At 69.6% G+C, this 25,533-nt stretch carries 17 protein-coding genes, 3 tRNA genes and 2 pseudogenes; 13 read left to right on the plus strand and 9 right to left on the minus strand.

Features of this window, described 5'->3' with window-relative positions; genetic code table 11:
- Positions 1–18: 18 nt before the first annotated feature.
- On the plus strand, positions 19–786 hold the full coding sequence (locus tag ACZ49J_RS02365) for an enoyl-CoA hydratase-related protein (RefSeq protein ID WP_467447357.1): 768 nt from the start codon (positions 19–21) through the stop codon (positions 784–786).
- A 76-nt stretch (positions 787–862) separates the two neighbouring features.
- Here ACZ49J_RS02365 and ACZ49J_RS02370 read toward each other — a convergent pair whose 3' ends face one another.
- Entirely contained in the window at positions 863–1,591 is a 729-nt protein-coding gene (locus ACZ49J_RS02370; protein ID WP_467447358.1) for a SanA/YdcF family protein, read from the minus strand.
- A gap of 250 nt (positions 1,592–1,841) precedes the next feature.
- Between ACZ49J_RS02370 and ACZ49J_RS02375 the strand changes: the two genes are divergently transcribed.
- The 5 genes from ACZ49J_RS02375 to ACZ49J_RS02395 all read left to right on the plus strand — a co-directional run bounded on the left by ACZ49J_RS02375 (position 1,842) and on the right by ACZ49J_RS02395 (position 9,239).
- A complete protein-coding gene (locus ACZ49J_RS02375) occupies positions 1,842–2,762 on the plus strand; it encodes a sirohydrochlorin chelatase (RefSeq protein ID WP_467447359.1) in 921 nt (306 codons plus the stop codon).
- Positions 2,763–2,867: 105 nt separating this feature from the next.
- Positions 2,868–4,205 (plus strand): deoxyguanosinetriphosphate triphosphohydrolase, encoded by a 1,338-nt coding sequence (locus tag ACZ49J_RS02380; protein WP_467447361.1) that lies wholly within the window; start codon positions 2,868–2,870, stop codon positions 4,203–4,205.
- Between the two features lie 186 nt (positions 4,206–4,391).
- Positions 4,392–5,657 carry an NAD(P)/FAD-dependent oxidoreductase gene (locus ACZ49J_RS02385; RefSeq protein WP_467447362.1) on the plus strand — a complete coding sequence of 422 codons (1,266 nt, stop codon included), beginning with the start codon at positions 4,392–4,394 and terminating at the stop codon, positions 5,655–5,657.
- Positions 5,658–5,843: 186 nt separating this feature from the next.
- Positions 5,844–7,736, plus strand: a complete 1,893-nt coding sequence (gene dnaG, locus ACZ49J_RS02390; RefSeq protein ID WP_467447364.1) for a DNA primase — start codon at positions 5,844–5,846, stop codon at positions 7,734–7,736.
- A gap of 180 nt (positions 7,737–7,916) precedes the next feature.
- Entirely contained in the window at positions 7,917–9,239 is a 1,323-nt protein-coding gene (locus ACZ49J_RS02395; RefSeq protein WP_467447365.1) for an RNA polymerase sigma factor, read from the plus strand.
- A gap of 256 nt (positions 9,240–9,495) precedes the next feature.
- Here the strand turns inward: ACZ49J_RS02395 and ACZ49J_RS02400 are convergent, their stop codons facing one another.
- From ACZ49J_RS02400 to ACZ49J_RS02415, 4 genes are all read right to left on the minus strand, one after another.
- Entirely contained in the window at positions 9,496–11,460 is a 1,965-nt protein-coding gene (locus ACZ49J_RS02400; protein ID WP_467447366.1) for an ABC transporter ATP-binding protein, read from the minus strand.
- Positions 11,460–13,193 carry an ABC transporter ATP-binding protein gene (locus ACZ49J_RS02405; protein ID WP_467447368.1) on the minus strand — a complete coding sequence of 578 codons (1,734 nt, stop codon included), beginning with the start codon at positions 13,191–13,193 and terminating at the stop codon, positions 11,460–11,462. Before ACZ49J_RS02405 ends, ACZ49J_RS02400 begins: the two co-directional genes overlap by 1 nt.
- 126 nt (positions 13,194–13,319) lie before the next feature.
- Positions 13,320–14,774, minus strand: coding sequence for an FGGY family carbohydrate kinase (locus ACZ49J_RS02410; RefSeq protein ID WP_467447369.1), 1,455 nt, complete (start codon positions 14,772–14,774; stop codon positions 13,320–13,322).
- A 195-nt stretch (positions 14,775–14,969) separates the two neighbouring features.
- Positions 14,970–15,281 (minus strand): YtxH domain-containing protein, encoded by a 312-nt coding sequence (locus ACZ49J_RS02415; RefSeq protein ID WP_467447370.1) that lies wholly within the window; start codon positions 15,279–15,281, stop codon positions 14,970–14,972.
- 179 nt (positions 15,282–15,460) lie between these two features.
- Here ACZ49J_RS02415 and ACZ49J_RS02420 point away from each other — a divergent pair.
- From ACZ49J_RS02420 to ACZ49J_RS02430, 3 genes are all read left to right on the plus strand, one after another.
- Positions 15,461–15,533 (plus strand) — tRNA-Asn (locus ACZ49J_RS02420).
- A gap of 5 nt (positions 15,534–15,538) precedes the next feature.
- A tRNA-Asn gene (locus ACZ49J_RS02425) sits at positions 15,539–15,611 on the plus strand.
- Positions 15,612–15,779: 168 nt separating this feature from the next.
- Positions 15,780–15,856, plus strand: a tRNA-Ile gene (locus ACZ49J_RS02430).
- Positions 15,857–16,585: 729 nt separating this feature from the next.
- On the opposite strand, the gene ACZ49J_RS02435 is transcribed toward ACZ49J_RS02430, so the two are convergent.
- A complete protein-coding gene (locus ACZ49J_RS02435) occupies positions 16,586–21,049 on the minus strand; it encodes an AAA family ATPase (RefSeq protein WP_467447371.1) in 4,464 nt (1,487 codons plus the stop codon).
- 138 nt (positions 21,050–21,187) lie between these two features.
- On the opposite strand from ACZ49J_RS02435, the gene ACZ49J_RS02440 reads away from it, so the two are divergent.
- Positions 21,188–22,066, plus strand: a complete 879-nt coding sequence (locus ACZ49J_RS02440) for a hypothetical protein (RefSeq protein WP_467447372.1) — start codon at positions 21,188–21,190, stop codon at positions 22,064–22,066.
- 270 nt (positions 22,067–22,336) lie between these two features.
- Here ACZ49J_RS02440 and ACZ49J_RS02445 read toward each other — a convergent pair whose 3' ends face one another.
- Positions 22,337–22,606, minus strand: coding sequence for a hypothetical protein (locus ACZ49J_RS02445; protein WP_467447373.1), 270 nt, complete (start codon positions 22,604–22,606; stop codon positions 22,337–22,339).
- 2 nt (positions 22,607–22,608) lie between these two features.
- A complete protein-coding gene (locus ACZ49J_RS02450) occupies positions 22,609–23,121 on the minus strand; it encodes a hypothetical protein (protein WP_467447374.1) in 513 nt (170 codons plus the stop codon).
- 145 nt (positions 23,122–23,266) lie between these two features.
- Between ACZ49J_RS02450 and ACZ49J_RS02455 the strand changes: the two are divergent.
- Together ACZ49J_RS02455 and ACZ49J_RS02460 are read left to right on the plus strand one after the other, a co-directional pair.
- Positions 23,267–23,424, plus strand: a pseudogene (locus ACZ49J_RS02455) (IS256 family transposase); the annotation flags it as partial.
- Positions 23,399–23,671, plus strand: a pseudogene (locus ACZ49J_RS02460) (PIN domain-containing protein); the annotation flags it as partial. The pseudogenes ACZ49J_RS02455 and ACZ49J_RS02460, both read left to right, overlap by 26 nt.
- A 246-nt stretch (positions 23,672–23,917) precedes the next feature.
- Here the strand turns inward: ACZ49J_RS02460 and ACZ49J_RS02465 are convergent.
- Complete coding sequence (locus ACZ49J_RS02465; protein ID WP_467447690.1) at positions 23,918–24,835, minus strand: RNA polymerase sigma-70 factor; 918 nt, start codon at positions 24,833–24,835, stop codon at positions 23,918–23,920.
- Positions 24,836–25,031: 196 nt separating this feature from the next.
- Here ACZ49J_RS02465 and ACZ49J_RS02470 point away from each other — a divergent pair, with 196 nt between their 5' ends.
- The gene (locus tag ACZ49J_RS02470; RefSeq protein WP_467447375.1) at positions 25,032–25,511 is read left to right on the plus strand and encodes a carboxymuconolactone decarboxylase family protein; all 480 of its coding nucleotides are present in this window, start codon (positions 25,032–25,034) and stop codon (positions 25,509–25,511) included.
- Positions 25,512–25,533 lie beyond the last annotated feature (22 nt).

The following is a 25,533-nucleotide window of genomic DNA, read 5'->3' on the forward strand; positions in this document are numbered from 1 at the left end:
CAGGAAAGGACACCTTCGATGAACACCATCAAGCTCGAACGCCACGACCGGGTGGTCACGGTACGGCTCCACCGCCCGCACGTCCTGAACGCGCTGAGCAGTGAGCTGATGACCGAACTCCTGGACGCCCTGCGCCCCCTGGACACGGACCCTGAGGTCGGCTGCTTCGTGGTGACCGGCTCGGAGAAGGTCTTCGCGGCCGGGGCGGACATCAAGGAGATGCGCGGGAAGTCGGCCGTGGACATGGCGGCGGAGGACTACTTCGCGGGCTGGGAGGAGTTCGCGGCCTTCCGCACACCCAAGATCGCGGCGGTCAACGGCTACGCCCTGGGCGGCGGCTGCGAGCTCGCGATGATGTGCGACGTGGTCATCGCGGGCGAGTCGGCGGTCTTCGGCCAGCCCGAGATCAAGCTGGGGGTGATCCCGGGCATCGGCGGCACCCAGCGCCTGACCCGGCTGGTCGGCCGCGCGAAGGCCATGGACCTGATCCTCACCGGCCGCACGATGGACGCCCACGAGGCGGAACGCTCCGGACTGGTGTCGCGGGTGGTCCCCGACGAGCAGGTCCTGCCCACGGCCACGGAAGCGGCCACCACGATCGCCTCCCACGGCACACCGGCGATCCGGGCGGCCCGCGAATGCGTCGACCGCGCCCTGGAGACCGGCCTGGCCGAGGGCACCCTCTTCGAACGCCGCGTCTTCCACGCCCTGTTCGCGACGGAGGACCAGAAGGAGGGCATGACCGCGTTCCTGGAGAAGAGGAGGCCGAACTTCAGCGGCTGCTGAATGAGCCGGCTCCTCCGGCCTTTGTGGGGATGGGGCGGGCAGGGGCGGGGGACAGAGACCGAGCAGCCGCGCACCCCTACCGCCCGGACGCCAACGCCCGCTCCACCCCCGCCTCCCTCGGCCCGAGGAACCGCGGATCCGGCTCGAACACCGCGTCCACCATCGCCTTCCCCGCGGCGAAGACCTCCCGCACGCCCCCGTAGTACCAGGTCACATCGTGCCGGTCATCGACCCCGACCCCGTACGACCGCACCCCCGCCTCCTCACACAGGGCAACCGCCCGCCGTATGTGGAACCCCTGACTGATCAGCACCGCCCGATCCACCCCGAAGATCTTCCGGGCCCGCACGCACGAGTCCCACGTGTCGAACCCGGCGTAGTCACTGACGATCCGCGCGTCAGGAACTCCCCGCACCCTGAGATACGCCCGCATCGCGTCCGGCTCGTCATAGTCCTCACGGCTGTTGTCCCCGCTCACCAGCACGACCTCGACACGCCCCGCCCGGTACAGCTCCGCCGCCGCGTCCAGCCGGTGCGCGAGGTACGGCGAGGGCTCGCCGTCCCACAGCCCGGCGCCGAACACCACGGCCACATCGGTGCGCGGCACGCTGTCCACGGTCCGCAGCCGATCACCCGACACGACGAAGATCCACGTCGCCGGCAGCAGCGCGAGCACGCACAGCGACATCACCACCTGCACCGCCCGCCGCCGCCCGTCCCGGGTCCGCGGCAGCCGCAGCCGCACGAACAGCTGACGGAGACGGAGACCGGACGGTGACCTGAGCCCCGGGCGCGGCAGGTGCATGACGGCAGTCCCCTCGCTCTGTGTTTCGGGCGGGTTACCGTTCCCTCGACGGCCCCCACCGTTTCGACCAACGAAGACGCCGAGCCCAGCGATCCGGTTCGCCCCCACGACGTGACCCCGTTCACTCCTGGGGAACGAAAGCGCAGGTCACCGCACCTCACACAGCCCGGTCACCCCACCGTGAACCCCCGGAAAACACCCGTGACTCCCGTGCAACGGCTCGGCAACGTCCCGCCGCCACCATCGATTCATGACGGCGACGCGCAAGTCGGACGCTCCCCGCGACGAGTCCCAGCCCAGCCCCGGCGGCCAGCCGCTCCGTGGCGCTCACCTCGACAGTACGGCGCACATCATGAACCGGATCAGCAGTCAGCTCGCCAGCCAGCTCAGCCTCGTCTCGCTCGACGGGACCCGGCGCCCCGCACCGCCCCCGGCGCCCGCGCTCGTCCTGGTGGCGCACGGCAGCCGCGACCCGCGCACCCTGGCGACCGTGCACGCCCTCGTGGACCGCGTCCGCGAGCTGCGGCCCGGCCTGCCCGTGCACCTCGGGCACATCGAGCTCAACGAGCCCCTGCTCCCCGACACCCTCGCCGCCCTCGGCGACCAGGAGGCGGTCCTGGTCCCGCTGCTCCTCAGCCGCGGCTACCACGTCAAGCAGGACATCCCCGAGATGGCGGCCGCGTCCCGGGTACGCGCCCGGTTCGCCACGCCGCTCGGCCCGCACTCCCTGCTCGTGGACACCCTGTACGAGCGGCTCGTCGAGGCCGGCTGGCGCACACCGTCGAGCGAGGCCGAGCGCCGGTCGCGCGGGGTCGTCCTCGCCGCCGCCGGCTCCCGCGACCCCGACGCCGCCGTCGACGCCCGCCGCACCGCCGAGCTCCTCGCCGAACGCCTCGGCGTCCCGGTCGTGCCCGCGTACGCCTCCGCCGCCGCGCCCACCGTCCCGGCGGCCGTCCGTGCCTTCGCCGCCCGCGGCCGCGACCGCGTCGCCGTCGCCTCCTACTTCACCGCGCCCGGCCGCTTCGCCACCGAGTGCGCCGACGCGGCCCCCTGGATCGCCGCCGGCCCCCTCGGAGCCCACCCGGCGATGGCCCGCCTGGTCCTGCACCGCTACGACGAGGCGGCGAGGGTCCCGGCGGCCGCGGCGGAACCGGCACTGGCCTCGGCCTGACTCCCCGGCCCCAGGACGACAGAACCTGGCACAACCCGGCAGAAGCGGCAGACACACACGACTGGGCAGCCCCCAACCCGTACCGCTGACGCTTACTGTCGAGACATGGAAGGCACCGCACCCGAGCCCACGGCAGCCACGGCCCCGGCGTACGAGAACCACACTGCACCGCCCGGTTATGACCCGGCGTCAATCGACCGGTGGGCCGCCGAGCCCGACAAGCGTCCCGGCCGCACCGCCTTCCAGCGCGACCGCGCGCGTGTGCTGCACTCCGCGGCGCTGCGCCGCCTGGCCGGCAAGACCCAGGTCGTCACTCCGGGCACCCGGAGCCCGGCCTGGGACGCCAGCCCCCGCACCCGCCTCACCCACTCCCTGGAGTGCGCCCAGGTCGGCCGCGAGCTCGGCGCCGCCCTCGGCTGCGACCCCGACCTGGTCGAGGCGGCCTGCCTCTCCCACGACCTCGGCCACCCGCCCTTCGGCCACAACGGCGAGCAGGCGCTGAACGAGTTCGCGGAGGACTGCGGCGGCTTCGAGGGCAACGCCCAGTCCCTTCGCCTGCTGGCCCGCATCGAACCCAAGCGCTTCGTCACCGACCCCACGACCGGCGACCTCGTCAGCGTCGGTCTGAACCTCACCCGCGCGGCCCTCGACGCCGCCACCAAGTACCCCTGGCCGCGCGGCGGCCACCCCACCGCCCCCACCTCCCCGAAGTTCGGTGTCTACGAGGACGACCGGCCGGTCTTCGACTGGATCCGCAAGGGCGCCCCCGAGGACCGCACCTGCTTCGAGGCCCAGGTCATGGACTGGTCGGACGACGTGGCGTACTCGGTGCACGACTTCGAGGACGGCCTGCACGCGGGCCACATCGACCCGGGCGCCCTGTACGCCGAGCCCGAGCGGCAGACGGTCTTCGCGGTCGCCCTCGGCCGGTACGTCCCCGCCGACACGGACCCCGCCGAACTCGCAGGCGCCCTCGACCGCCTCCTCGACCAGGAGTGGTGGCCGCACGGCTACGACGGAACGGCCGTGGCGCAGGCCCGCCTCAAGGACGCCACCAGCCAGCTCATCGGCCGTTTCTGCCTGGCCGCCGAGGGCGCGACCCGGGCGGCGTACGGCAGCGGGAGGCTCACGCGGTACGCGGCCGAGCTGGTCGTCCCGCGCGAGGCCCGACTGGAATGCGCCGTGCTCAAGGCCGTCGCCGACCGGTACGTCATGCAGCGCGCCGAGCAGGAGCGGCTCCGCGCCGACCAGCGGATCGTCGTCGCCGAACTCGCCGAGGCGCTCACCGCCCGCGCACCGGACGGGCTCGAACCCCAGTTCCGTGCCCTGTTCGACGAGGCAGCCGACGACCGCGCACGCAAACGCGTGATCGTCGATCAGATCGCCTCCCTCACCGACGCCTCGGCCCGCACGTTGCACGCGAGACTCACCGGGCCCATGTGACGCGGGTGACTCCGGAGGGAGGCAGGTGTGACCCTCCGTGGCCTGATCGGGCCACTCCCTCTTCCCGCATCACGCTCCGTGCGGGACGCTCGCATGTGGCGGCAACCGCAAGGGGCATCTGAAGCGATGTTCAGCTGACGTTATGTTCGTCCGGGGGCCACCCCGGATCCCGGCAGGAGGCAACAAGTGGTCGACGCGGATCAGACATTCGTCATCGTCGGAGGAGGACTGGCCGGCGCCAAGGCGGCCGAGACGCTCCGGACGGAGGGCTTCACCGGCCGCGTGATACTGATCTGCGACGAACGTGACCACCCGTACGAGCGTCCGCCCCTGTCCAAGGGCTATCTCCTGGGCAAGGAGGAGCGCGACAGCGTCTTCGTCCACGAGCCCTCCTGGTACGCCCAGCACGACATCGAGCTGCACCTCGGCCAGACCGTCGACGCCATCGACCGCACCGCGAGGACCGTCCGCTTCGGCGACGACGGCACCCTCGTCCACTACGACAAGCTGCTGCTCGCGACCGGCGCCGAGCCGCGCCGCCTCGACATCCCCGGCACGGACCTCGCCGGCGTCCACCACCTGCGCCGCCTCGCCCACGCCGAGCGCCTCAGGGGCGTCCTCACCGCGCTCGGCCGCGACAACGGCCATCTCGTGATCGCGGGCGCCGGCTGGATCGGCCTGGAGGTCGCGGCCGCCGCCCGCGAGTACGGCGCGGAGGTCACGGTCGTCGAGCACAACGCCACCCCGCTGTACGGGGTGCTCGGCCCCGAGCTGGGCGGTCTCTTCGCCGAGCTGCACCGCGAGCACGGCGTCCGCTTCCACTTCGGCGCGAGGCTCACCGAGATCGTCGGCCAGGACGGCATGGTGCTGGCCGCGCGCACGGACACGGGGGAGGAGCATCCGGCGCACGACGTCCTGGCGGCCATCGGCGCCGCCCCGCGGACCGCGCTCGCGGAGGCCTCCGGGCTGGAGATCGCCGATCGCACGCACGGTGGGGGCATCGTCGTGGACGAGCGCCTGCGGACGTCCGACCCCCACATCTACGCGGCCGGTGACGTCGTCTCCTTCCCGCACGCGCTGTTCGACACCCGGCTGCGGGTGGAGCACTGGGCGAACGCGCTCAACGGCGGACCGGCGGCGGCGCGGGCGATGCTGGGGCAGGAGGTCACCTACGATCGCGTCCCCTACTTCTTCTCCGACCAGTACGACCTGGGGATGGAGTACTCCGGGTGGGCGCCGCCCGGGTCGTACGACGAGGTCGTGATCCGCGGGGACGCGGGGAAGCGGGAGTTCATCGCGTTCTGGCTGAAGGAGGGGAGGGTGCTGGCCGGGATGAACGTGAACGTGTGGGATGTCACCGAGCGGATTCAGTCCCTCATCCGGGCGAGGACCGCGGTGGACGCGGAGGCGTTGGCGGATCCGCGCGTTTCTTTGGAGAGCCTGGTCGCGTAGGCGTTTGCTGGGATCTGTTTGTGGGCGGGTGCGGGTTGTGTGTGGCTTGTCGCTCCCCCACTCTCGGCTTCGCTCGAGCGGGGGGACCCCCATCGCGGCGGAGCCGCAGATCGACACAGCCCCGCGCCCCTTGCAGGGGCGCTCCCGTGCCCCGGATGTGTCCGTGCTCCCCCGTAGAATCACTCCGTGGCAGGACGGATCAATGACGAGGACGTGAAGGCGGTTCGGGACGCGGTTCCGATCGACGCCGTGGTGTCCGAGTATCTCCAGCTGCGGAACGCGGGCGGGGGCAACCTGAAGGGCCTGTGCCCCTTCCACGACGAGAAGTCGCCGTCCTTCCAGGTCAGCCCGAGCAAGGGGCTCTTCCACTGCTTCGGCTGCCAGGAGGGCGGCGACACCATCACCTTCGTGATGAAGGTCGACCACCTCTCCTTCTCGGAGGCGGTCGAGCGCCTCGCCGCGCAGGCCGGCATCACGCTGCGGTACGAGGAGGGCGGGTACAACCCCTCCCACCAGCGCGGCGAGCGCATCCGCCTGGTCGAGGCGCACAAGATCGCCGCCGAGTGGTATGCCGAGCAGCTCGCCACCAGCCCCGAGGCCGACACCGGCCGGATCTTCCTCGCCGAGCGCGGCTTCGACCAGGCCGCCGCCGTCCACTTCGGCGTCGGCTACAGCCCCCAGGGCTGGGACCACCTCACGCGCTACCTCCGCGGCAAGGGCTTCACCGACAAGGAGCTGCTGCTCTCCGGCCTGGCGCAGGAGGGCCGCCGTGGCCCCATCGACCGCTTCCGCGGGCGCCTGATGTGGCCCGTCCGCGACATCGGCGGCGACGTGGTGGGCTTCGGGGCCCGCAAGCTGTACGAGGCGGACAACGGACCCAAGTACCTCAACACCCCCGAGACGGCCATCTACAAGAAGTCCCAGGTCCTGTACGGCATCGACCTCGCGAAGAAGGACATCGCCAAGTCCAGCCGCGCGGTGGTCGTCGAGGGCTACACGGACGTCATGGCCTGCCACCTCGCGGGCGTCACCACCGCCATAGCGACCTGCGGCACGGCCTTCGGCGGCGAGCACGTCAAGATCCTCAGGCGCCTGCTCATGGACAACGGCAGCGCTCGGGTGATCTTCACCTTCGACGGTGACGCTGCCGGCCAGAAGGCGGCCCTGCGCGCCTTCGAGGACGACCAGAAGTTCGCCGCCGAGACGTACATCGCCATCGCGCCGGACGGTATGGACCCCTGCGAGCTGCGGCTGGCCAAGGGCGACGAGGCGGTGGCGGAGCTGACCCAGCCGCGCACGCCGCTCTTCGAGTTCGCCCTGCACCAGATCGTCAGGCGCTACGACCTGGAGACCGCGGCCGGCCGGGCGGCCGCTCTGGACGAGGCCGCGCCCGTGGTCGCCAGAATCAAGGAGCGCACCACGCGGCGCGAGGTGGCCGTGCAGCTCGCGGGCCTCGTCGGCATCCTGGACCCCGAGTTCGTGGTGGACCGTGTCGGCTACCTGCACCGCAGGAGCGGCGGCAGCGGCCCGGTGTCCCGGACCCGGCGTGCCCCCGAGATCGACGCGGCGCCGTCCAGGGCGTTCGCGGGCCCTCCGCTGAACCTGCGCAACCCCGCGCACAAGACCGAGCGCGAACTGCTCAAACTCGCTCTCCAGCGACCGGAGTTGGTCTCCCCGGCCTTCGACGCGTTCGAGGTCGACGAGTTCACCGCCCCGCCGTACGCGGCCGTACGGCAGGTCATCATGGAGGCGGGGGGCGCCGAGTACGGGGCCCAGGACCCCCAGGACTATCTGGTCCGGGTCCGTGAGGCCGCCCCCGACGACGCCGTCCGCGCCATGGTGACGGAGCTGGCCGTCGAGCCGATCATGCGCAAGGTCGTCGACGAGGCCTACGCGGGCGAGCAGTTGGTGACGGTGCGGTGCCGTGCCGTCGACCGCAGGATCCAGGACCTCCAGAGCACCTTCACCCGCCTCGGCGCCCACGGCGATCCGGCCCGGCTCGCGGCCGTGCAGAACGAGCTGTGGGTCCTCCAGCAGTACGGCAAGGCACTCAGGGAGCAGGGGGCCCAGGCACTCTGACGCGCCTCCGGCCGGCGGGCCCTCGGCGCACATGCCAATCCGGTACGCCCTTCAAGCTGTTTCGCACCCTCTCAGCAGCGCACTCGTCCGAGAGGGTAACCATGCGGTCACGGACCGGACGCAAAAAGTCACCGCACGCCCCTCGTGGCGGCGATGTGTCGTACTCCACACTGGGTTCCGGTGCCTGAGTCCTCGGAGCGCGGCCGGCCCGCCCCCGGCGGGTCCGAGACCCCCGCGGTTCCGCCCAATGACTACGGGATGGACGGCGGTGAGGCCGTCGCCATCCCCGACGTACCGCTGCCGCATGCTTCAGCAGCGACATTCCTGGAGGTCGCCCCCGTGCAGACCCAGACCCTCACACAGCACGAGAACAGTACGGACAGTACGGAGCCCGACGCGGAGACCGCCGTCATCACGGCGGTGCCCCCACAGAGCCGGGCCGCGCACCACCCCGAGGCGGGCCCGGAGAGCCCGCCGGAGTTCGATGAGCCGCCGGTGGCCGCCGTGGAAACACTGGAAGCGGCGGAACCCGCAGAGCCGGTGGAACCCGTGGAGCCGGTGGAGCCGCCGCGCGGACGCGCCGACACCACCGGGCCCTCCTCGGACCTGTTCCGCCAGTACCTGCGGGAGATCGGCCGCATACCACTGCTCACGGCCGCCGAGGAGGTGGAACTCGCCCGCAGGGTGGAGGCCGGACTGTTCGCGGAGGAGAAGCTCGGCAGCACCCCCGACCTGGACACCCAGCTGGCCATGGACCTGGACAGGCTGGTCGTGATGGGCCGGATGGCCAAGCGGCGGCTGATCGAGGCGAACCTGCGGCTGGTCGTGTCGGTGGCGAAGCGTTACGTCGGGCGCGGGCTGACGATGCTGGACCTGGTGCAGGAGGGGAACCTGGGCCTGATCAGGGCGGTCGAGAAGTTCGACTACGCCCGGGGCTACAAGTTCTCGACCTACGCCACGTGGTGGATCCGCCAGGCCATGTCCCGGGCCCTGGCGGACCAGGCCCGCACGATCCGCGTCCCCGTGCACGTGGTCGAACTGATCAACCGGGTGGTCCGGGTCCAGCGCCGTATGCTCCAGGAGCGCGGCTACGAACCGACCCCCGAAGAGGTGGCCGCCCACCTCGACATCCCCGGCGAGCGCGTCAGCGAGGTCCTCCGCCTCGCCCAGGAACCCGTCTCCCTCCACGCTCCCGTGGGCGAGGAGGACGACGTGGCCCTCGGCGACCTGATCGAGGACGGCGACGCGGCGAGTCCGGTGGAGTCGGCGGCGTTCCTGCTGCTGCGGGAGCACCTGGAAGCGGTGCTGTCGACGCTGGGGGAGCGGGAACGGAAGGTCGTGCAGCTCCGCTACGGCCTCGCGGACGGTCGCCCGCGCACCCTGGAGGAGATCGGCCGCATCTTCGGCGTCACGAGGGAGCGGATCCGCCAGATCGAGTCCAAGACCCTGAACAAGCTCCGTGACCACGCGTACGCGGACCAACTGCGGGGCTACCTGGACTGACGGAGGGGCTCAGTTCTCTCCGGCCGGGGCCGGCATGCGGGGGCGCGGGGATGTGCGCGGTTCGTCAGGGGCGCGGGGAACTGCGCGGTCTTTGAAGGGGCGCGGGGAACTGCGCGACCAGCCACACACCACCCGCACCAACCCACCCACCCCAACCACTTCCATGGAGGCTGGGGGCGGAGCCCCCGAGGATGGGACGGGTAGGGGCGGCGGGGGCGAGGAAACCCCCGGCCCCCACCCGCCCCCGCCCCACCCCTCAGTCCACCTCCGCCACCGCCTGCGCGAACTGGGCCTTGTACAGCCGGGCATACGCCCCGTCCGCCGCCAACAGCTCCCCATGCGCGCCCTGTTCGACGATCGACCCGTTCTCCATCACGAGAATGGTGTCGGCGTCCCGGATCGTCGACAGCCGGTGCGCGATCACGAACGACGTGCGCCCGTGCGCGAGTTTCGCCATCGCCTTCTGGATCAGCACCTCCGTCCGCGTGTCCACCGAACTCGTCGCCTCGTCCAGCACCAGGATCACGGGATCGGACAGGAACGCCCGGGCGATCGTGATGAGCTGCTTCTCACCCGCGCTCACCCCCGCTCCGTCGTCGTCGATCACCGTGTCGTACCCCTCGGGCAACGTACGGATGAAGCGGTCCGCGTGCGCCGCCCGCGCCGCCTCCTCGATCTCACCCCGGGTCACCTCCCGCGAGGCCCCGTACGCGATGTTCTCCGCGATCGTCCCGCCGAACAGCCACGTGTCCTGCAGCACCATCCCGATCCCGGCCCGCAGTTCGTCGCGGGACATGGAGGCGATGTCCACACCGTCCAGCGTGATGCGTCCGCCCGTGACCTCGTAGAAGCGCATCAGCAGGTTCACCAGCGTCGTCTTCCCCGCCCCCGTCGGGCCGACGATCGCCACCGTGTGCCCCGGCTCGACCTTCAGCGACAGGTCCTCGATGAGCGGCTTCTCCGGGTCGTACCGGAAGGAGACCCGCTCCAGCGCCACCCGCCCCCGCAGTTCCTCCGGCCGCGCCCCCGGCTGGGGGTCCCCCCGCTCGAGCGAAGCCGAGAGTGGGGGAGGGTCGGCTTCCTGCTCCTCCGCGTCCAGCAGCTCGAAGACGCGCTCGGCCGAGGCGACGCCCGACTGCACCAGGTTCGCCATCGACGCCACCTGCGTCAGCGGCATCGAGAACTGCCGCGAGTACTGGATGAAGGCCTGCACGTCACCGATGGACAGGGCCCCGGACGCGACGCGCAGTCCGCCCACCACCGCCACCAGCACATAGTTGAGGTTCGACACGAAGAACATCAGCGGCTGCATGATCCCGCTGTTGAACTGCGCCCTGAACCCGGCCTCGTACAGCCGCTCGTTCTCCTCGGCGAACTGCTTCGCCGACTCCTCCTGCCGCCCGAACACCTTCACCAGCGTGTGCCCGGTGTACATCTCCTCGATGTGCGCGTTGAGTTTGCCCGTGGTCCGCCACTGCTGCACGAAGTGCGGCTGCGACCGCTTGCCGACCCGGGTGGCCACCACGAACGACAGCGGCACGGTCACCAGCGCGACCAGCGCCAGCAGCGGCGACACCCAGAACATCATCACCAGCACGCCGACGATCGTCAGGAGCGAGTTGACGAGCTGCCCCAGCGACTGCTGGAGCGTCTGGCCGATGTTGTCGATGTCGTTGGTGGCGCGGCTGAGCACCTCACCGCGCTGCCGCTGGTCGAAGTACGACAACGGCAGCCGCGACAGCTTCTCCTGCAGCTCCTGGCGCATCCGGGCCACGGTGAGGTTGATCGCCCGGTTGGACAGCCGGGTGGCCGCCGCCATCAGCAGACCGGCCACCAGGAAGACGACGAGCGCGATCAGCAGGACGTGCCCCACGGCGGTGAAGTCGATGCCCTTGCCGGGCGTGAAGTCCGTGCCCTGGAGCATGTCGGCGACAGCGCCGTCGCCGCGCTCCCGCATCGACGCGAGCACCTCGGCCTTCGTGGCGCCCTCGGGCATCTCACGGCCGACGACCCCCGCGAACACCAGGTCCGTCGCCCTGCCGAGGATCCACGGGCCCAGCACCGACAGCCCGACACTGAGCACGCCGCACACGAGCATCGCGTACATGGTGGCCTTCTCGGGCCTGAACTGGGCGAGCAGCCGCTTGCCGGACCCCTTGAAGTCCATGGAGTGCTGGTCCGGGCCGCCCCCGGCCATCATCCGTCCCATCGGCCCGGCCATCAGGCAGCCTCCGCTTCCGTGAGCTGGGAGAGGACGATCTCCCGGTACGTCTCGTTGCCGGCCATGAGCTCGTGATGGCGGCCCGTACCCACGACCCGGCCCTCGTCGAGGACGACGATCCGGTCGGCGTCCCGGATCGTCGACACGCGCTGGGCGACGATCACGACGGTCGCCTCGGCGGTCTCCCGGGCCAGCGCCGACCGCAGCAGAGCATCGGTCTTGTAGTCGAGCGCGGAGAACGAGTCGTCGAACAGGTAGATCTCCGGGCGCTGGACCAGTGTCCGGGCGATGGCGAGCCGCTGACGCTGACCGCCCGACACGTTCGTCCCGCCCTGCGAGATGGGGGAGTCAAGGCCGTTCTCCAGGCTCTCGACGAACTCCTTGGCCTGCGCCACCTCCAGCGCGTGCCACAACTCCTCGTCGGTCGCGTCCGGATTGCCGTACCGCAGGTTCGTCGCGACGGTGCCCGCGAAGAGGTACGGCTTCTGCGGCACCAGCCCCACCGTCCGCGCCAGCAGCTTCGGGTCGAGGGTCCCCACGTCCACCCCGTCGACGAGGACCTCGCCCTCGGTGACGTCGAACAGCCGGGGCACCAGTCCGAGCAGCGTGGACTTGCCGCTGCCCGTCGACCCGATGACGGCGGTCGTCTCGCCCGGCCGTGCCACCAGGTCGATGGACCTGAGCACCGGCTCCTCGGCACCCGGATAGCGGAAGCCCGCGCCCCGGATCTCCAGCGTCCCGTGCCGCCGCAGCTCCGTCACGGGCGCGGCGGGCGGCACGACACTGCTCTCGGTGTCGAGGACCTCCTGGATGCGCTCGGCGCAGACCTCCGCGCGCGGCACCATCATGAACATGAAGGTGGCCATCATCACGGACATGACGATCTGCATCAGATAGGCGAGGAACGCGGTCAGCGCGCCGATCTCCATCCCGCCGCTGTCGATGCGGTGCGCACCGAACCACACCACCGCGATCGACGACAGGTTCACCACCGTCATGACGATCGGGAACATCAGGGCCAGCATCCGCCCGGTCCCGAGCGACACCTCCGTGAGGTCGGCGTTCGCGCCCCGGAAGCGGTCCTTCTCGTACTCGTCCCGCACGAACGCCCGGATCACCCGGTTACCGGTGATCTGCTCGCGCAGCACCCGGTTCACGGTGTCGAGCCGCTCCTGCATGGAACGGAACAGGGGGCGCAGCCGGCGCACGATGAGGCTGACGGAGATACCGAGCACCGGCACGACGGCCAGCAGCACGCCCGACAGGGGCACATCCAGCCCGAGCGCCAGCACGATGCCGCCCACGCACATGATCGGCGCCGACACCAGCAGCGTGAACGTCATCAGGGTGAGCATCTGCACCTGCTGGACGTCGTTCGTCGTCCGCGTGATCAGCGAGGGCGCGCCGAAGTGTCCGACCTCACGCGCCGAGAACGACTGCACCCGGTCGAATACGGCGGCCCGTATGTCCCGGCCGACCGCCGACGCCGTACGGGCGCCGTAGTACACGGCCCCGATGTTGCAGACGACCTGTGCCAGCGAAATGCCGATCATCAGCGCGCCGAAGGACAGGATGTAGCCCGTGTTCCCCTTCACGACGCCGTCGTCGATGATGTCCGCGTTGAGAGTCGGCAGGTAGAGGGTGGCGCAGGTCTGCACGAACTGCAGCAGCACCAGTAAAGCGATGGGTTTCGTGTACGGACTGAGGTGGGCCCGTAGGAGTCGTATGAGCACGCGAGATCTCTCGGTCGGCGACGGGGATGGATGCACCACCCACCATCGTCGGACACTCCACCTGCGTTACCCCAACCAATTAACCCAAGAGTGGCCCATGGTCCGGCCAGGTACTGGTCCGGTCACCTACACGCGGAACGCCCCGGGGTGCGTCTGCTCCCGGACCGACACGTACTGCTGCCGCACGGCCTGGCCCACGGCCAGGTCCTCTCCCGGCTCCAGGTACTGCGCGGGCGCGCCCTGCCAGGGCGGAGGGGTGCGCGGGTCGAGGGTGCCCTGGGTGACACCGAGCGCCCAGGCCGCCTGCCGGGCCGCGCCGATCGCCGCGTAGTCGCCGGGCTGCGGCACGACCACCTGCACGCCGAACAGCGCGGGCGCCGCCGCCTGCACGGCCGGCAGCTCCGCCGCAGCGCCCAGCAGGAAGATCCGCCGTACGTCGACCCCGCGGCCCCGCAGCACGTCCAGCGCGTCCGCGAGCCCGCACAGCATGCCCTCGAACGCGGCCCGCGCCAGGTGCTCGGGCTTCATCGCCTCCCGCCGCAGCCCGGTCAGGGTCCCGGCGGTGTGCGGCAGGTTCGGCGTCCGCTCGCCCTCCAGATACGGCAGCATCACCAGCCCGTGCGACCCCGGCGTCGACTTCATCGCCAGGTCGGACAGCCCCTCCAGATCGGGTACGCCCAGCATCTCGGCGGTACCGCGCAGGGTGCGCACCGCGTTCAGCGTTGTCACCACGGGCAGGTGCATACCGGTGGCGTCGGCGAGCGAGGTGATCATTCCACTGGAGTCGACCAGCGCCTCCGGATGCACGGCCATGACGGACCCGGAAGCGCCCAGCGACACCACCGCGTCCCCCAGCCCGATGCCCAGCCCGAAGGCGGCGGCCATGGTCTCGCCGGTCCCGGCGGAGATGAGGAGCCCCTCCGGTGTCGTACCCGCCGCGTCGGACGGCCCGAGCACCTCCGGCAGCATGGCCTGGTGGCCGAGCGCGAGCTCGACGAAGTCGGTGCGGTACGAGCCGGTGGCCGCCGACCAGTACCCGGTACCGGAAGCGCCACCGCGGTCGGTCGTTCTCCTGACCGGCCGCCCGAGCAACTGCCACACGAGCCAGTCGTGCGCCTGCATCAGCACGGCCGAGCGCAGCGCGGCGTCGGGATCGGTCCGGGCGAGCCAGCGCAGCTTGGTCACCGGCTGCGCGGCCTGCGGTACGCACCCCACGGCCTCCGCCCAGGCCTGCCGCCCGCCGAGCGCGTCGATCAGATCGGCGGCGGCGACCTGCGTCCGCTTGTCCCCGCCGACCATCGCCGGACGCACGGTGTTGCCCTGCGCGTCCAGGGCGATCAGCCCGTTCTGCTGCGCGGAGACCCCGATCGCCTGCACACCCTCCAGCAGCCCGCCGCCGGCCGCCTCGCCGAGGGAGAGCAGCCACGCCTGCGGGTCGACGTCGGAGGGACGGCCGCCGCTCTCCGTCTTCTCCAGCGGATGCGGGGCATACCCCTGCCTGAGCACGGCCCCGGTGTCCGTGTCACAGACGACGATGCGAGTGAAATCGGGCGAACTGTCCAGCCCGGCGACTATCCCCATGGCGGAAATTCTGCCGTACGGAACCCGGTGGGGCTGCCGCACGGGACGGACCCCGGCCGGTGTGCGACAGCATGGCCGAAGGGCCACGGCGGCGCGGCCCGAAGAGGCCCTTCACGCTGCCGCGGCCCTTGGCGTCGGCGGATACCGCGTACCGGTGCCGTACCGGTGCGCGGGGCACCGGCCGTGGCTCCCCGGCTAGGTGGTGCTGGTCCCCCAGTCGTCCGTACCGCTCCCGTTCGTGTTGCGGTCACGCAGCGAACGGACCCGTGAGGCGACCGAATCGGGCACGTGCACGTGATCCCCGACCTTGTCGCTCACCACGTGGTACGCCTTGCCCGCGAAGGCGCGCCCCTGCTGGGCGGCCGATTCGGCGGTGTTGCGCACCGCGGGGTTCTCGGCGACCTGGCGGGCGGACTTCTTCAGTTGCTCGTACCGCTCGCGCCCGGCCCGCGTGCCCAGCACGTAGCCCAGAGCGATTCCGGCGACGAACGTGAGCCGATAGCGCATGGCGGCCACCTTCCCTTCCGTCTGCGTCGGACGTGTCCTGCCCTTGTCATGTCCTGCTCTGCTCTGCCACGGGGTACTGATTGGCGAAGCACCCCCCTGCTTGCGCTAATGTATGTGTCGCAGCGAGCGCGCGCCCCCTGGCGGATACCCAGGAAGGTACGTTCGATGCAACGAGGCATTCCTCCGTAGCTCAATTGGCAGAGCAGCCGGCTGTTAACCGGCAGGTTACTGGTTCGAGTCCAGTCGGGGGAGCTCGGTCCTCCGTAGCTCAATTGGCAGAGCAGCCGGCTGTTAACCGGCAGGTTACTGGTTCGAGTCCAGTCGGGGGAGCAGCCTGAAGGGGACCCCGTTGGGGTCCTTTTTCATGTCCGCCGGAACCGGTGGAGCCACCGGCGGGCTCCTTGAGGGCAGGCGAAGCCGACCATCCGAAGCAGGAGATCGTATGAGCGGCTATGCTGCGGCAGACGGCGCGCACACATGTACGCGACGCGCCGTGACGGGGCGGTAGCTCAGCCGGTTAGAGCAGCGGACTCATAATCCGTCGGCCGTGGGTTCGAGTCCCACCCGCCCCACCAGTGCAGTGCTGTGACCTGCGGAAACGTTCCTTTTTGGGTGTCGGAGCGTCAACTTCGCCCGAACGGACTGAATCCGCTGCTCGTGAGATTGGTGCCAGGATGGGCCTGCGTCAGTCGATGCCCCTCTGACCTGCATGGATGTGCCTGGCCCCGTGGCGGGCTAGACGTGGTCTGGTCCGTCTCGCTGCGGCAGCGACAGTTATTGAGGCCCGCCTGAGGCCGGAGGGCGGGGAGAACCCCCAGAAGTGGGGTGCGATCCGCTGCACCGAGCGAACCGTGGAGATCAGTGGATTGGTCGGGACCCGAGGCGTTGGTAGCACCGTTTCAGGACTGCAGGACGCCGTCAGTGCGGCGTATAGCCCGTGGCCGATGCTCCCGGACCTACGGAGGAGGATGAGCATGACGGGGCGCACAAGGCACCGGCACATACCGTTGTCAGTACGTCGAGCCGCCAGACGTCGGTCCAGTTGCTCGCTGTCGACTCAAGCTGGGACGCTAGCCGTGGGCCAGTCTCGGCGACGGAGGGTCCCGGCGGCAGTAACGGTCGGATGAGGGCAGAAGAGCCTGCGGCAGCGGGTGCTGCGCCCGGCGGACGGCGTCGTAGCCGGGGCACGGCAAGGGGCACCAGGAGGTGTCCGCGCCCTCTGAACTGGCGGTCTCCAGGCCGCCTGTCAGGCTGCCTGTGTGGTCAGGGGACTACGCGGGGCTACGGCGGTAAGGCCATCCGTATTACCGTTTCCGACGTTCTTCGACGGCGAATACGGCCACGTCATTGCCGAAGCCGACACACAAGCTATGGACGTCGGCGAACGCGAGGCTCTGTGCCGCGCGCGGCAGGAAGAGCGAGTCGAGCGGGGTGGGCCCGGTTTCATGGAGAGCCCAAAGACGCACGGTGCGGTCGTTTCCAGCGGCGGCGATGACAGGAGCGGTTCCGGGGGCGGCGGTCGCCGCCAGCGCGCGGACGGGACCGGCAGCACCTGCCAGTACATGCCGAGGGCTCCCGTCGCTCATGTCCCAGAGGCGGATGCGGCCGTCCTCATCTGCCGATACAAGGTCGGAGCGGTCGTTCGGACCCGGTATGGGTGCCAGTGCCAACACCGCTCCTGTGTGGCCGCGTAGCACTCCGGCAGGACGCCGGGAGCCCACGTCCCAGTAGCGGATCTCACCGCTGTCGTCCCCGGAAACCAGGCCGGGACCACCATCAGCGAGGGGAAACGAGAGGAGGACGTTGATCCTGGCCCTGTGCTGTCCCAGAGGCCTTAGCCACAGCTGCCGACTCTGTAGATTCCATACGCAGATGCGCTGGCTGTCCACGCCGGCGACCAGAGGCTCACCACCGACAGGAACCTCGACGGCTGTCAGCTTGCTGATGGACCCGACATGAGGGAAGCCGTGTCGGCTGCGGGTGCGCGGTGCCGGCAGGGGCTTTCCGTGGATCCTCTGCCGGTACAGGTCCCAGACCTCCACATGGGACGGCTCACCGACAACGAGTGCCAGTGTGGCGCCCCCCGGGGAGCCGGCGAGCGTGAACGCGTTCGAAGAGGAGGGATGGCCGGCCTTCAGCGGCTCCTGAACCAGCTGCCCGGACCCGAGGTCCCGTACCTGCACAGAACCGTTCTCGGCTGCGCTGACCAGAACCGGCGACCCGTTCTTGTGCGCCGTGACAACGGCGGCCACGGGCTCGAGGTATCCCGGTAGCGGCTGGGCCTGCTTGTCGTCGAACGCGGGGAGCGCCGACGCCAGGTTCCAGCAGCGGACCGTACCGTCTCGGGCAGCCGTGACCGCCCGCGGGGAAGTGCCGGAAATCCCGCAGGCCGCGACCTGGACCACCGCGTTGGTGTGCCCGTGCAGTTCCCGGCCGGACGCCTCCGACGACCCGTCCAGGTCCTGGACACTCACCATGCCCGTCTCATCCACGATGACCACGACGGGCCCGGCGGCAGACGGTACGGCGGCGATCGACACGACCGAGCTGCCCGTGGCGCCGCGGACCTGAGCGCGCGACGGACCACGGACCTCTGCGTCCCACAGCCGGACGCTCCCGTCGAGGTGTCCTGTGGCGATCACCAGCCGCTCCTCCCCGAGGGCGAACGACGCGACGGCGGTGACTCGTTCCTCCGTCGGCAGTTCCGAGGAGGAGCCGTCGGGGTCCCAGCGGCGTGCGGTCCCGGCTTGGTCGACCGTGACCGAGACAGGGCCGGCGGAGCAGGGCACCACGATGATCGCCGTCACCGCGCCCCGGTGACCGCCCATGGGCGTGGACCGGGGCAGACGGGACTCCAGGTCCCAGAGCTGGGCTGTGCCGTCCCGGCTCCCCGTGGCGAATATCCCCGTTCCGTCAGTGAGCCGCGCCGAGGCCACCGACGTCACGGGAGCGGCATGGGCGAGAACTGCCTCGCCCAGAGGCTGTATGGTGCGCAGATCCCACAGCCGGACACACAGGTCGTCGCACGCGGTGACGGCGACCGGCGTGCCGTCGGCCCGTGTCATCGCGGTGACGGCGGTGGCCCGGTAGCCGGAGGCCGGGGGTACGTGGCCCACGGGGGCGAAGGTCTGCAACGTCCAAACCCACAGGCCCCCTTCATCGTCCAAGGCCACTGCCAGGGCGTCCGATCGCTCTCCTGACACGGTGGCGACTGCGGTCAGCGGTCCGCTCCGGCCCGACATGGTTCCGAGCAGACTGCGACTGAGCAGCGAGCCGGTGGCCCAGCGGACCCCCCGAAGGGCGGTGTGCCCGGGAAGTCCGGAGTCCGCCTGCGCCCACAGGCTTTCGGACAGTGTGACGGCGCCCCAGCGCGAGGCGTCCAGTGCGAGGATGCGCAGTCTGTCCTGCGGGCTCAGGCTTCGGTGCACCTCGGCGGATGTCCGGTAGACAGCGGCGTGGAGTCGCGCGTCGGGCGATCCGGCCCTGTCCAGGTACGGCAGTACCGACGCGGGATCCGCGTACATCAGGAAGCCGGGATCGGACAGCAGCCGCTCGAGCCTGTCGGCCTTGACAGCGTGGGCCGCCGCGTGGCGCAGCAGGTAAGGCGGGGCGAAGTGCCAGCCTTCCGCCTCAGGTCGGATGTTCCCGGCGGTGCCCTGCAAAAGGTGGGCGAGCACGCGCTCCGCATCGGCCCGGGGATCACTGGTGGGTTCGGCGGGGCCCATGGGGTGGCGGACCAGATGGTCAGCGAGAGCTTGGTGGAAGAGCCGGTAAAGGGTGCTGCCGTCCTCCTCGACAGAGCGACGGAGGTAGAAGGAAGCGATGGACAGGCACTCCTCGATATCCGCCTGCGTCGGGCTCTCGGAGTCACTGCCCGGCGCCAGCGCAGCGGCGGTGGCACGCAAGAGGGATCGGGGCAGGCCCGCACCTTCCGCGTGCGCGAGGACGGCCAGGACGGGACGCAGCCAGGGTCTGCCCCGGCCGAGGCCTTGCAGGTCCAGTTCGAGCATGCCCGCGAGAGTGGTGGGTACGGCGGCCTTCAGGGCCACAGGGCTGATGACCTCTTGGCCTCCTGTGGCCAGATAGTGGGCGAAGAGTCCGGCGACGAGAAATGCACCTTGGTGTTCGGCTGCGTCGGTGAGGCGGTCGGCGATCACTCGGGCGGTCGCGTCGACCACCTCACGTCCAAGACGCGCGTACGAGGAGGTCTCCGGGTCTTCCAACACTTCCGCGACGTAATCCGACAGTTCCTCGCGCAGCTGCACGGCGTCGACCGCGTCCAGGTCGACGAGAGTCCCGTCATCCTCGGCCGATCTGAGGAGTCTGTCGAAGACCTGCCAGGGGCGACAGCCCACGAGAAGCCGGCACAGGGGTCGGCCCTGGGCATCCGGGTCCTTTGCGCGTGCCTTGGTCAGTCGTAGGACGAGATCGGCCAACAGCGCGGGCTGTGCCGCCTCGTCGAGGGCGTCGATGACGAGCACAGGAGTCCGAGCCGTGTCATTGAGCCGTGCGACGAATTGATCGATGCCGCCCTCCTGGGAGCCCGGTGCGGGGACGGGAAGGCCCAACTGCCGTGAGATCGAGGCCATGACCTGTTCCAGCGACAGCCCGCGGGCATGCACGGCGGCCAGTCCCGCCCGTCGTCCGGCCGGTCGCTCCTTTCGCGGAATCCGGTTCTCCAGCGCGTCGACGACGCCGTCGAGAGAAGGATGCGCGAGGCATACGAGCACTCCGAGCAGCGCCGATTTGCCCACGCCCGGGCTACCGGTGACGACTACGAGGGGTTCCTGGTCGCCAGGCGAACCCAGCCAGGCGCTCAGCCTGCGCAGTTCCTCGTGGCGTCCCGTGAACAGACAGCGTCCGCTGCCTCGTGATTCACGTGGTGCGGCGAAGGCACGGCCGAGGAAGTGCGGTGCGTCCAACCCTGGGTCGAGCGTCTCGAGAAAACCACGCAGACCGCTCTCCGCCCTCTTGCGATACCACTCCGCGGGCGCTTGGTCATAGGCGGGATTACGGAAAAACGGCTCTGTGGGATTGGCGACCTCGGTCAGTCCGGTGAAGGAGACCGTCTGGCGGTTTGTGGTCCCCTCCGGATCCATCGCCGCGATCGCGCGGTGTATTTCGCGGGCCACCGTCTCCACAGGGACGAACTCGTAGGAGAAATGGATGTCGAGCGCGCCGTCTGCGAGTCTCCGTAGTACGGAGACAGCCGCCTTGGTGAACTTTCCCGAGTAAGCCGATTCTCTGTCGGTGGAGGCCCCGATGATCCAGCACTTTCGGGCAGGTTCTGGGATCGCGAGCCCCCCTTGGATTCTCGCGGCCTGGCCGGCATGACAGATATCGAGCAGAAGGAGTACACGGGGGCCCGCTGCATTCGCCTCCACGCTCCGGATGAGCGCGCCGACTTCCACGGCGGAGTCGCCGATGCGATCGGGATCAGTGTCGCCAGCGACGAGATGGAGTGAACCGAGGCGTGAGTCCCGCACGCCGTGGCCGATGAAATGGATGACAAGCCCGTCGTCCTCTGCTCCTTCCCGCCGAGCCGCGAGCAGGGCGTCCGAGAGTGCCGCCCGGTCGGGGTCGTGCAGTGCGCCACCACCGTGCAGCTCATGCCCCAGGTCGCTGAGGACCGAGGCCATTTCGTCGGCCAGGCCGCCCGCGAACTCCAGGCGGGTGTACGGCTCGGGAGCATGGGGATCGGGTTCGCCGGGAGGTGAGGTGCGGGAGAAGTCACCGACCGCCGCCACCAGTGCTCGCGTAATGGCCAACTCCCCCTTGTGTCACGCCCGGCGCCGGGTGCAAACCGCTTTCTCAGGGGTCTCGTCCCGTCCTCAGCAGCATAGACTCGGCGCCTGCCCGCCAGGGCTCGGAACGGAGAACATCGAAACAGCGCACAGGGGGGGGCGATGGCAGACATCGTCGCGGTACACGGCATCTGGAACCATCAGTCGCATCGGAAACCCGCGCAGGCTGCAACGGATCTTGGCAGGGGGTGGGAGGAGAAACTCCGCTGCGGATACCTCGAGGCGGGCCTCGGGCACCTTCGCGAGCCGAGTATCGCCGCCGCGTACTACGCGCACCTTCTGAGGGATGAAGGCGAGCAGGCGGGTGTTCTGGACCCCGAGAGTCTGACGCCGGCTGAACGGCGTCTCCTATGGGATTGGGCGCTCGCGCATGGAATGCCGCAGGAAGCGGCTCAGGGACTACCCACTGCGATCATTGAGCCCGCTCTGAGCTGGGTCCTGCGCGCCTCCGGAGGCGTGGGGAGACGAACGGCGGGCCTTGCCGCGAGGGCCTTGCGAGAAGTCCGCACCTACCTGGACCAGCGGGACCGCCGGGAGGCGGTGCAGGAGGTGGTGCGCGACACACTGACCGAGCATGCTCCGGCCGTGGCGATCGGGCATTCGCTCGGCTCGGTGGTCCTCTACGAAAGTCTGTGGCGCGAGCCGTACCCGGAAGTGGACCTTCTCGTCACCCTGGGGTCACCGCTGGCCCTGCCCGGAGGGGTTTTCGACTTGCTCGACCACGGTGGGCTGACCGTACGGGGCGCCAGACCACCCGGCGTGAGGTGCTGGGTGAACCTGGCGGAGGTAGGCGACCTCATTGCCGTGCCGCGTCCGCTGTCGGACCGGTTCGACGGCGTGCACACGGACGAAGTCGTACACATGGCACACGTTGACTGTCACACCATGGGCATGTACCTGTCCTGCGGCATGGTCGCCGCAGCGATCGCCCCCTATCTCGGCTCGCCGGAAGGACTTACGTTTTCGGCATCCGCGGACTGAGGCCGATCAGCCGTCCATGATCAGCAGTCCAATCGGGACAGGCTCGTGCCGTGGCTCATCGCAGCCTGGAGCACAAGGGACGCCACTCGGACGACGCCGGCAGGGGTGGCTCCCCCACAATGCAGGGATCAAGCACATCGTTGGTCTGGGCGTATCAGGACACCAACACAGTTGAGGTTCAGAAGTTCACCAAGGACTTCCTCAAACACCTCAGGGAGCAAGCACAGCCGAGAGCGGTTGTCCGTTGGGCACTGCTGGCAACCCAGTCGTTCAGTCGACGAGTCCGTACTCAGCCAGAACAGAAGGGAATCTGCGCAGCAAAGACTCCAGCTCGCTGGAGGACCACAAGTCGATACTGGGTCGGAGTGCCGCTCCGTTGTGCTTCTCGACCCACCGAACAGCCTCTTGAGTAAAGGCCCCGGTAGTAGCCACGATCAGTACTGGGACAGGCTCCCCTTCCCATAGCGGAAGTTTGGTGTGCACAAGGTCTCCGATCTCGGATGCACCAATACCCCGAGTCGGCCAGTGCTTCGCTTGCACGATTACTCGTTCATGATGCTCTGCCAGAAGGCCGTCGCTGACCCGGACCCCTCGATGTCTCGTCCAGCATCGGCCGCGTTGACATTCATCAGCCTCGAGATGCGAAGGTACGAGCCGGACTGCTCCAACAGACGAGTAAGGAGACGCTCGAAAACATCGGCATCGATACGTTCCCAATGGACCTTCGTGGGCACAGGCGCGCTCGCGGACCTGCCAACGCTGACCAACTCGTCAGCATCAACCGAGACGGGATCTTCGTCCCCGTACAGGGCGAGTTCGACGTGCGGCCGAAACGCAGGCCAGTCCATCATCGCAATGTCCCGCAGATCGTGAGGCTCCCCAAAACCAAGGTGCCGATACAGATCCCCCCTTCGCGGGCCAGCCTCAAGAGACTCGCCAAGCAACCTCTCGATCTCATTGATCGCCACCTTGATCGCGTTGACGGCGACCGTCACCTCCGTCGCCGGAAGCTCTTGATCGATGCCTTGAGGCACCGGCGCCAGGATCTCATCCACGACCCGAGCCGGGAGTGTCTAATCAACGGCGGATCTGCTGATCAAGGGAGAGACGCCAAGTGAGCGAGACGATCGAGCACGAGTCCGTGGACGAGCCGGCTGGTGGTGCGATGCCGTCACCGCGTGGGACGAGCAGCTCGTCGCGATGCTGGTTGACCGGGCACGTAGCGAGGGCCTGCAACTCACCGGTGGGAGGGCGGGCTGTTGCAGATGTTGACCAAGCGGGTGCTGGAGTCCGCCCTGGAGGGCGAGATCACCGATCACCTCGGCTACGAGAAGCACGACCAGTCCGGCTCACCGGGACGAGCTTGCTGAGGAGTTGCACGCTCTCTGCATGCTCTCGCCGGTCCCGAAGAACGCCTGGCGCTGGGTCGAGACCGCCCAGTACAAGCTCAGGCAACAAGGCCAGCATCGGGCGGCTGGAGCGATCGATTTGCTGGTGTGCGCGACCGCGCTGCACCACGGGCGCACCGTGCTCCATGTGGACAACGACTTCGCAACGGTCGCCGGGGTGCTCAAGGAGGTCCAGCAGCGCGACGTGCGAACCTGACACTGTGACCCGCGGTCAGCTGTACTTGCTTCAGCTGCTCTTGGTTCACCGTCAAGTTCTGGGCGCGTGGGTGACTGCCTCGACTCGCCGTGCGGAGGGCCTTTGGTAGGCGCCCTCTGGGCAACAGTCATCCTCCGCCCTACGCGCCCGGTCCTCCGCCTCCCGGACCCTCGAACGTAGCGATCACCGGCAGTCGGATGCCAGGGGGAGCCGAAACGCTGATCTCCTGCTGCTGAGGCCTTTGGCTCAGCGGCGCAAGGTGGTCTTCCGCTCCAGATGCGACAGCTTCTCGGGATTGCGCACGGCGTAGAGGCCGGTGACGAGGCCGTCGTCGATGCGCATCGCCATGACAGTGTCGATCTCGCTGCCCAGCCGGACGATCAGCGCCGGGTCGCAATTGACCCGTGTCGGCTGCAGCGACGTCGCGGTGGCGATCCTGCCCAGCACGTGGGCCACCTGGTCGGCCCCCACGACGGGCGCCAGCGCGGCCTGCACGACTCCGCCGCCGTCGGTCAGCAGGACGACGTCCGGCGCGAGGATGTCGAGCAGGCGTTGCAGGTCGCCCGTTTCGACCGCCTGCCGGAACGCCTCGACGGTGCGGCGGGTCTCGGCGGCGGAAGCGACCCCGCGTGGCCGGCGCGCGGCGACGTGGGCCCGTGCCCGGTGGGCGATCTGGCGGACCGCGGCCGGGCTCTTGTCGACCGCCTCCGCGATCTCGTCGTACCCGAGATCGAACACCTCGCGCAGCACGAACACCGCCCGCTCGGTCGGGGCCAGTGTCTCCAGGACCAGCATCATCGCTATCGAGACGCTGTCGGCCAACTCGATGTCCTCGGCCACGTCGGGCGAGGTCAGCAGCGGCTCGGGCAGCCAGGGGCCGACGTAGGACTCCTTGCGTCGGCCGAGGGCGCGCAGATGGCTCAGGGCCTGCCGGGTGGTGATCCGGATCAGGTACGCACGCTGATCCCGCACGGTGTCGAGATCGACGCCCGCCCACCGTAACCAGGTTTCCTGTAGGACGTCCTCGGCGTCGGTGGCCGAGCCGAGCATCTCGTAGGCGACGGTGAACAGCAGGTTGCGGTGGGCGACGAACGCTTGGGTGACGCTGTCCATGCGGTCGCGACGAGCGACCGGCTCGGATGGGTCCCTTGTCCCGTCGCTCATGGTTCGATCGTTCATCGTCGGCTCCTGCCCGTTCGCTCTCGACTTCGCCGTACACCAGACGCCGGCCCCCACCGCTTCGTGACACCGGCGGCCGGTGACGCACGCCACATCACTGCGCCGTCACAGGGGTCGGGCCGTCGGCATCTTGTGTTCGTCCAGTGCGGCAGCACGCAACACCACGAGTGAGGATGACGTCATGGAACCCCGCTTCAATCTGTTCGACAGCCCGACCGCCGCGAAGGTCGCCAAGCGGTTCTACAACACCTCGTTGGCCCTGGAAGGGTCGACGCTGCCGAAGGCCCTGCGGGAACTGGTGGAGCTGCGGGTCGGCCAGATCAACGGCTGCGGCTTCTGCGTCGACGTCCACACCAAGGAGGCTGCAGCCGCTGGTGAAACCGCGCTCCGGCTCAACCTGGTCGCCGCCTGGCGGCACAGCACCGTGTTCACCGAGGCCGAGCGGGCCGCGCTGGCGCTCGCCGAGGAAGGCACCCGGCTCGGCGACCACGGCGTGTCCGACGAGACCTGGACCGAGGTGCGCAACCACTACGACGACGACCAAGTCGGTGCGCTGGTCTGCCTGGTGTCCCTGATCAACGCGGCCACCCGGATGAACGTGATCGTGCACAACCCGGGCGGCTCCTACGAGCCCGGCATGTTCGCCGGCGCGTCGAGCTGACCCGCGGGCGAAACGGGGCCCG

This window comes from Streptomyces sp. NPDC030840 (genome assembly GCF_055572015.1).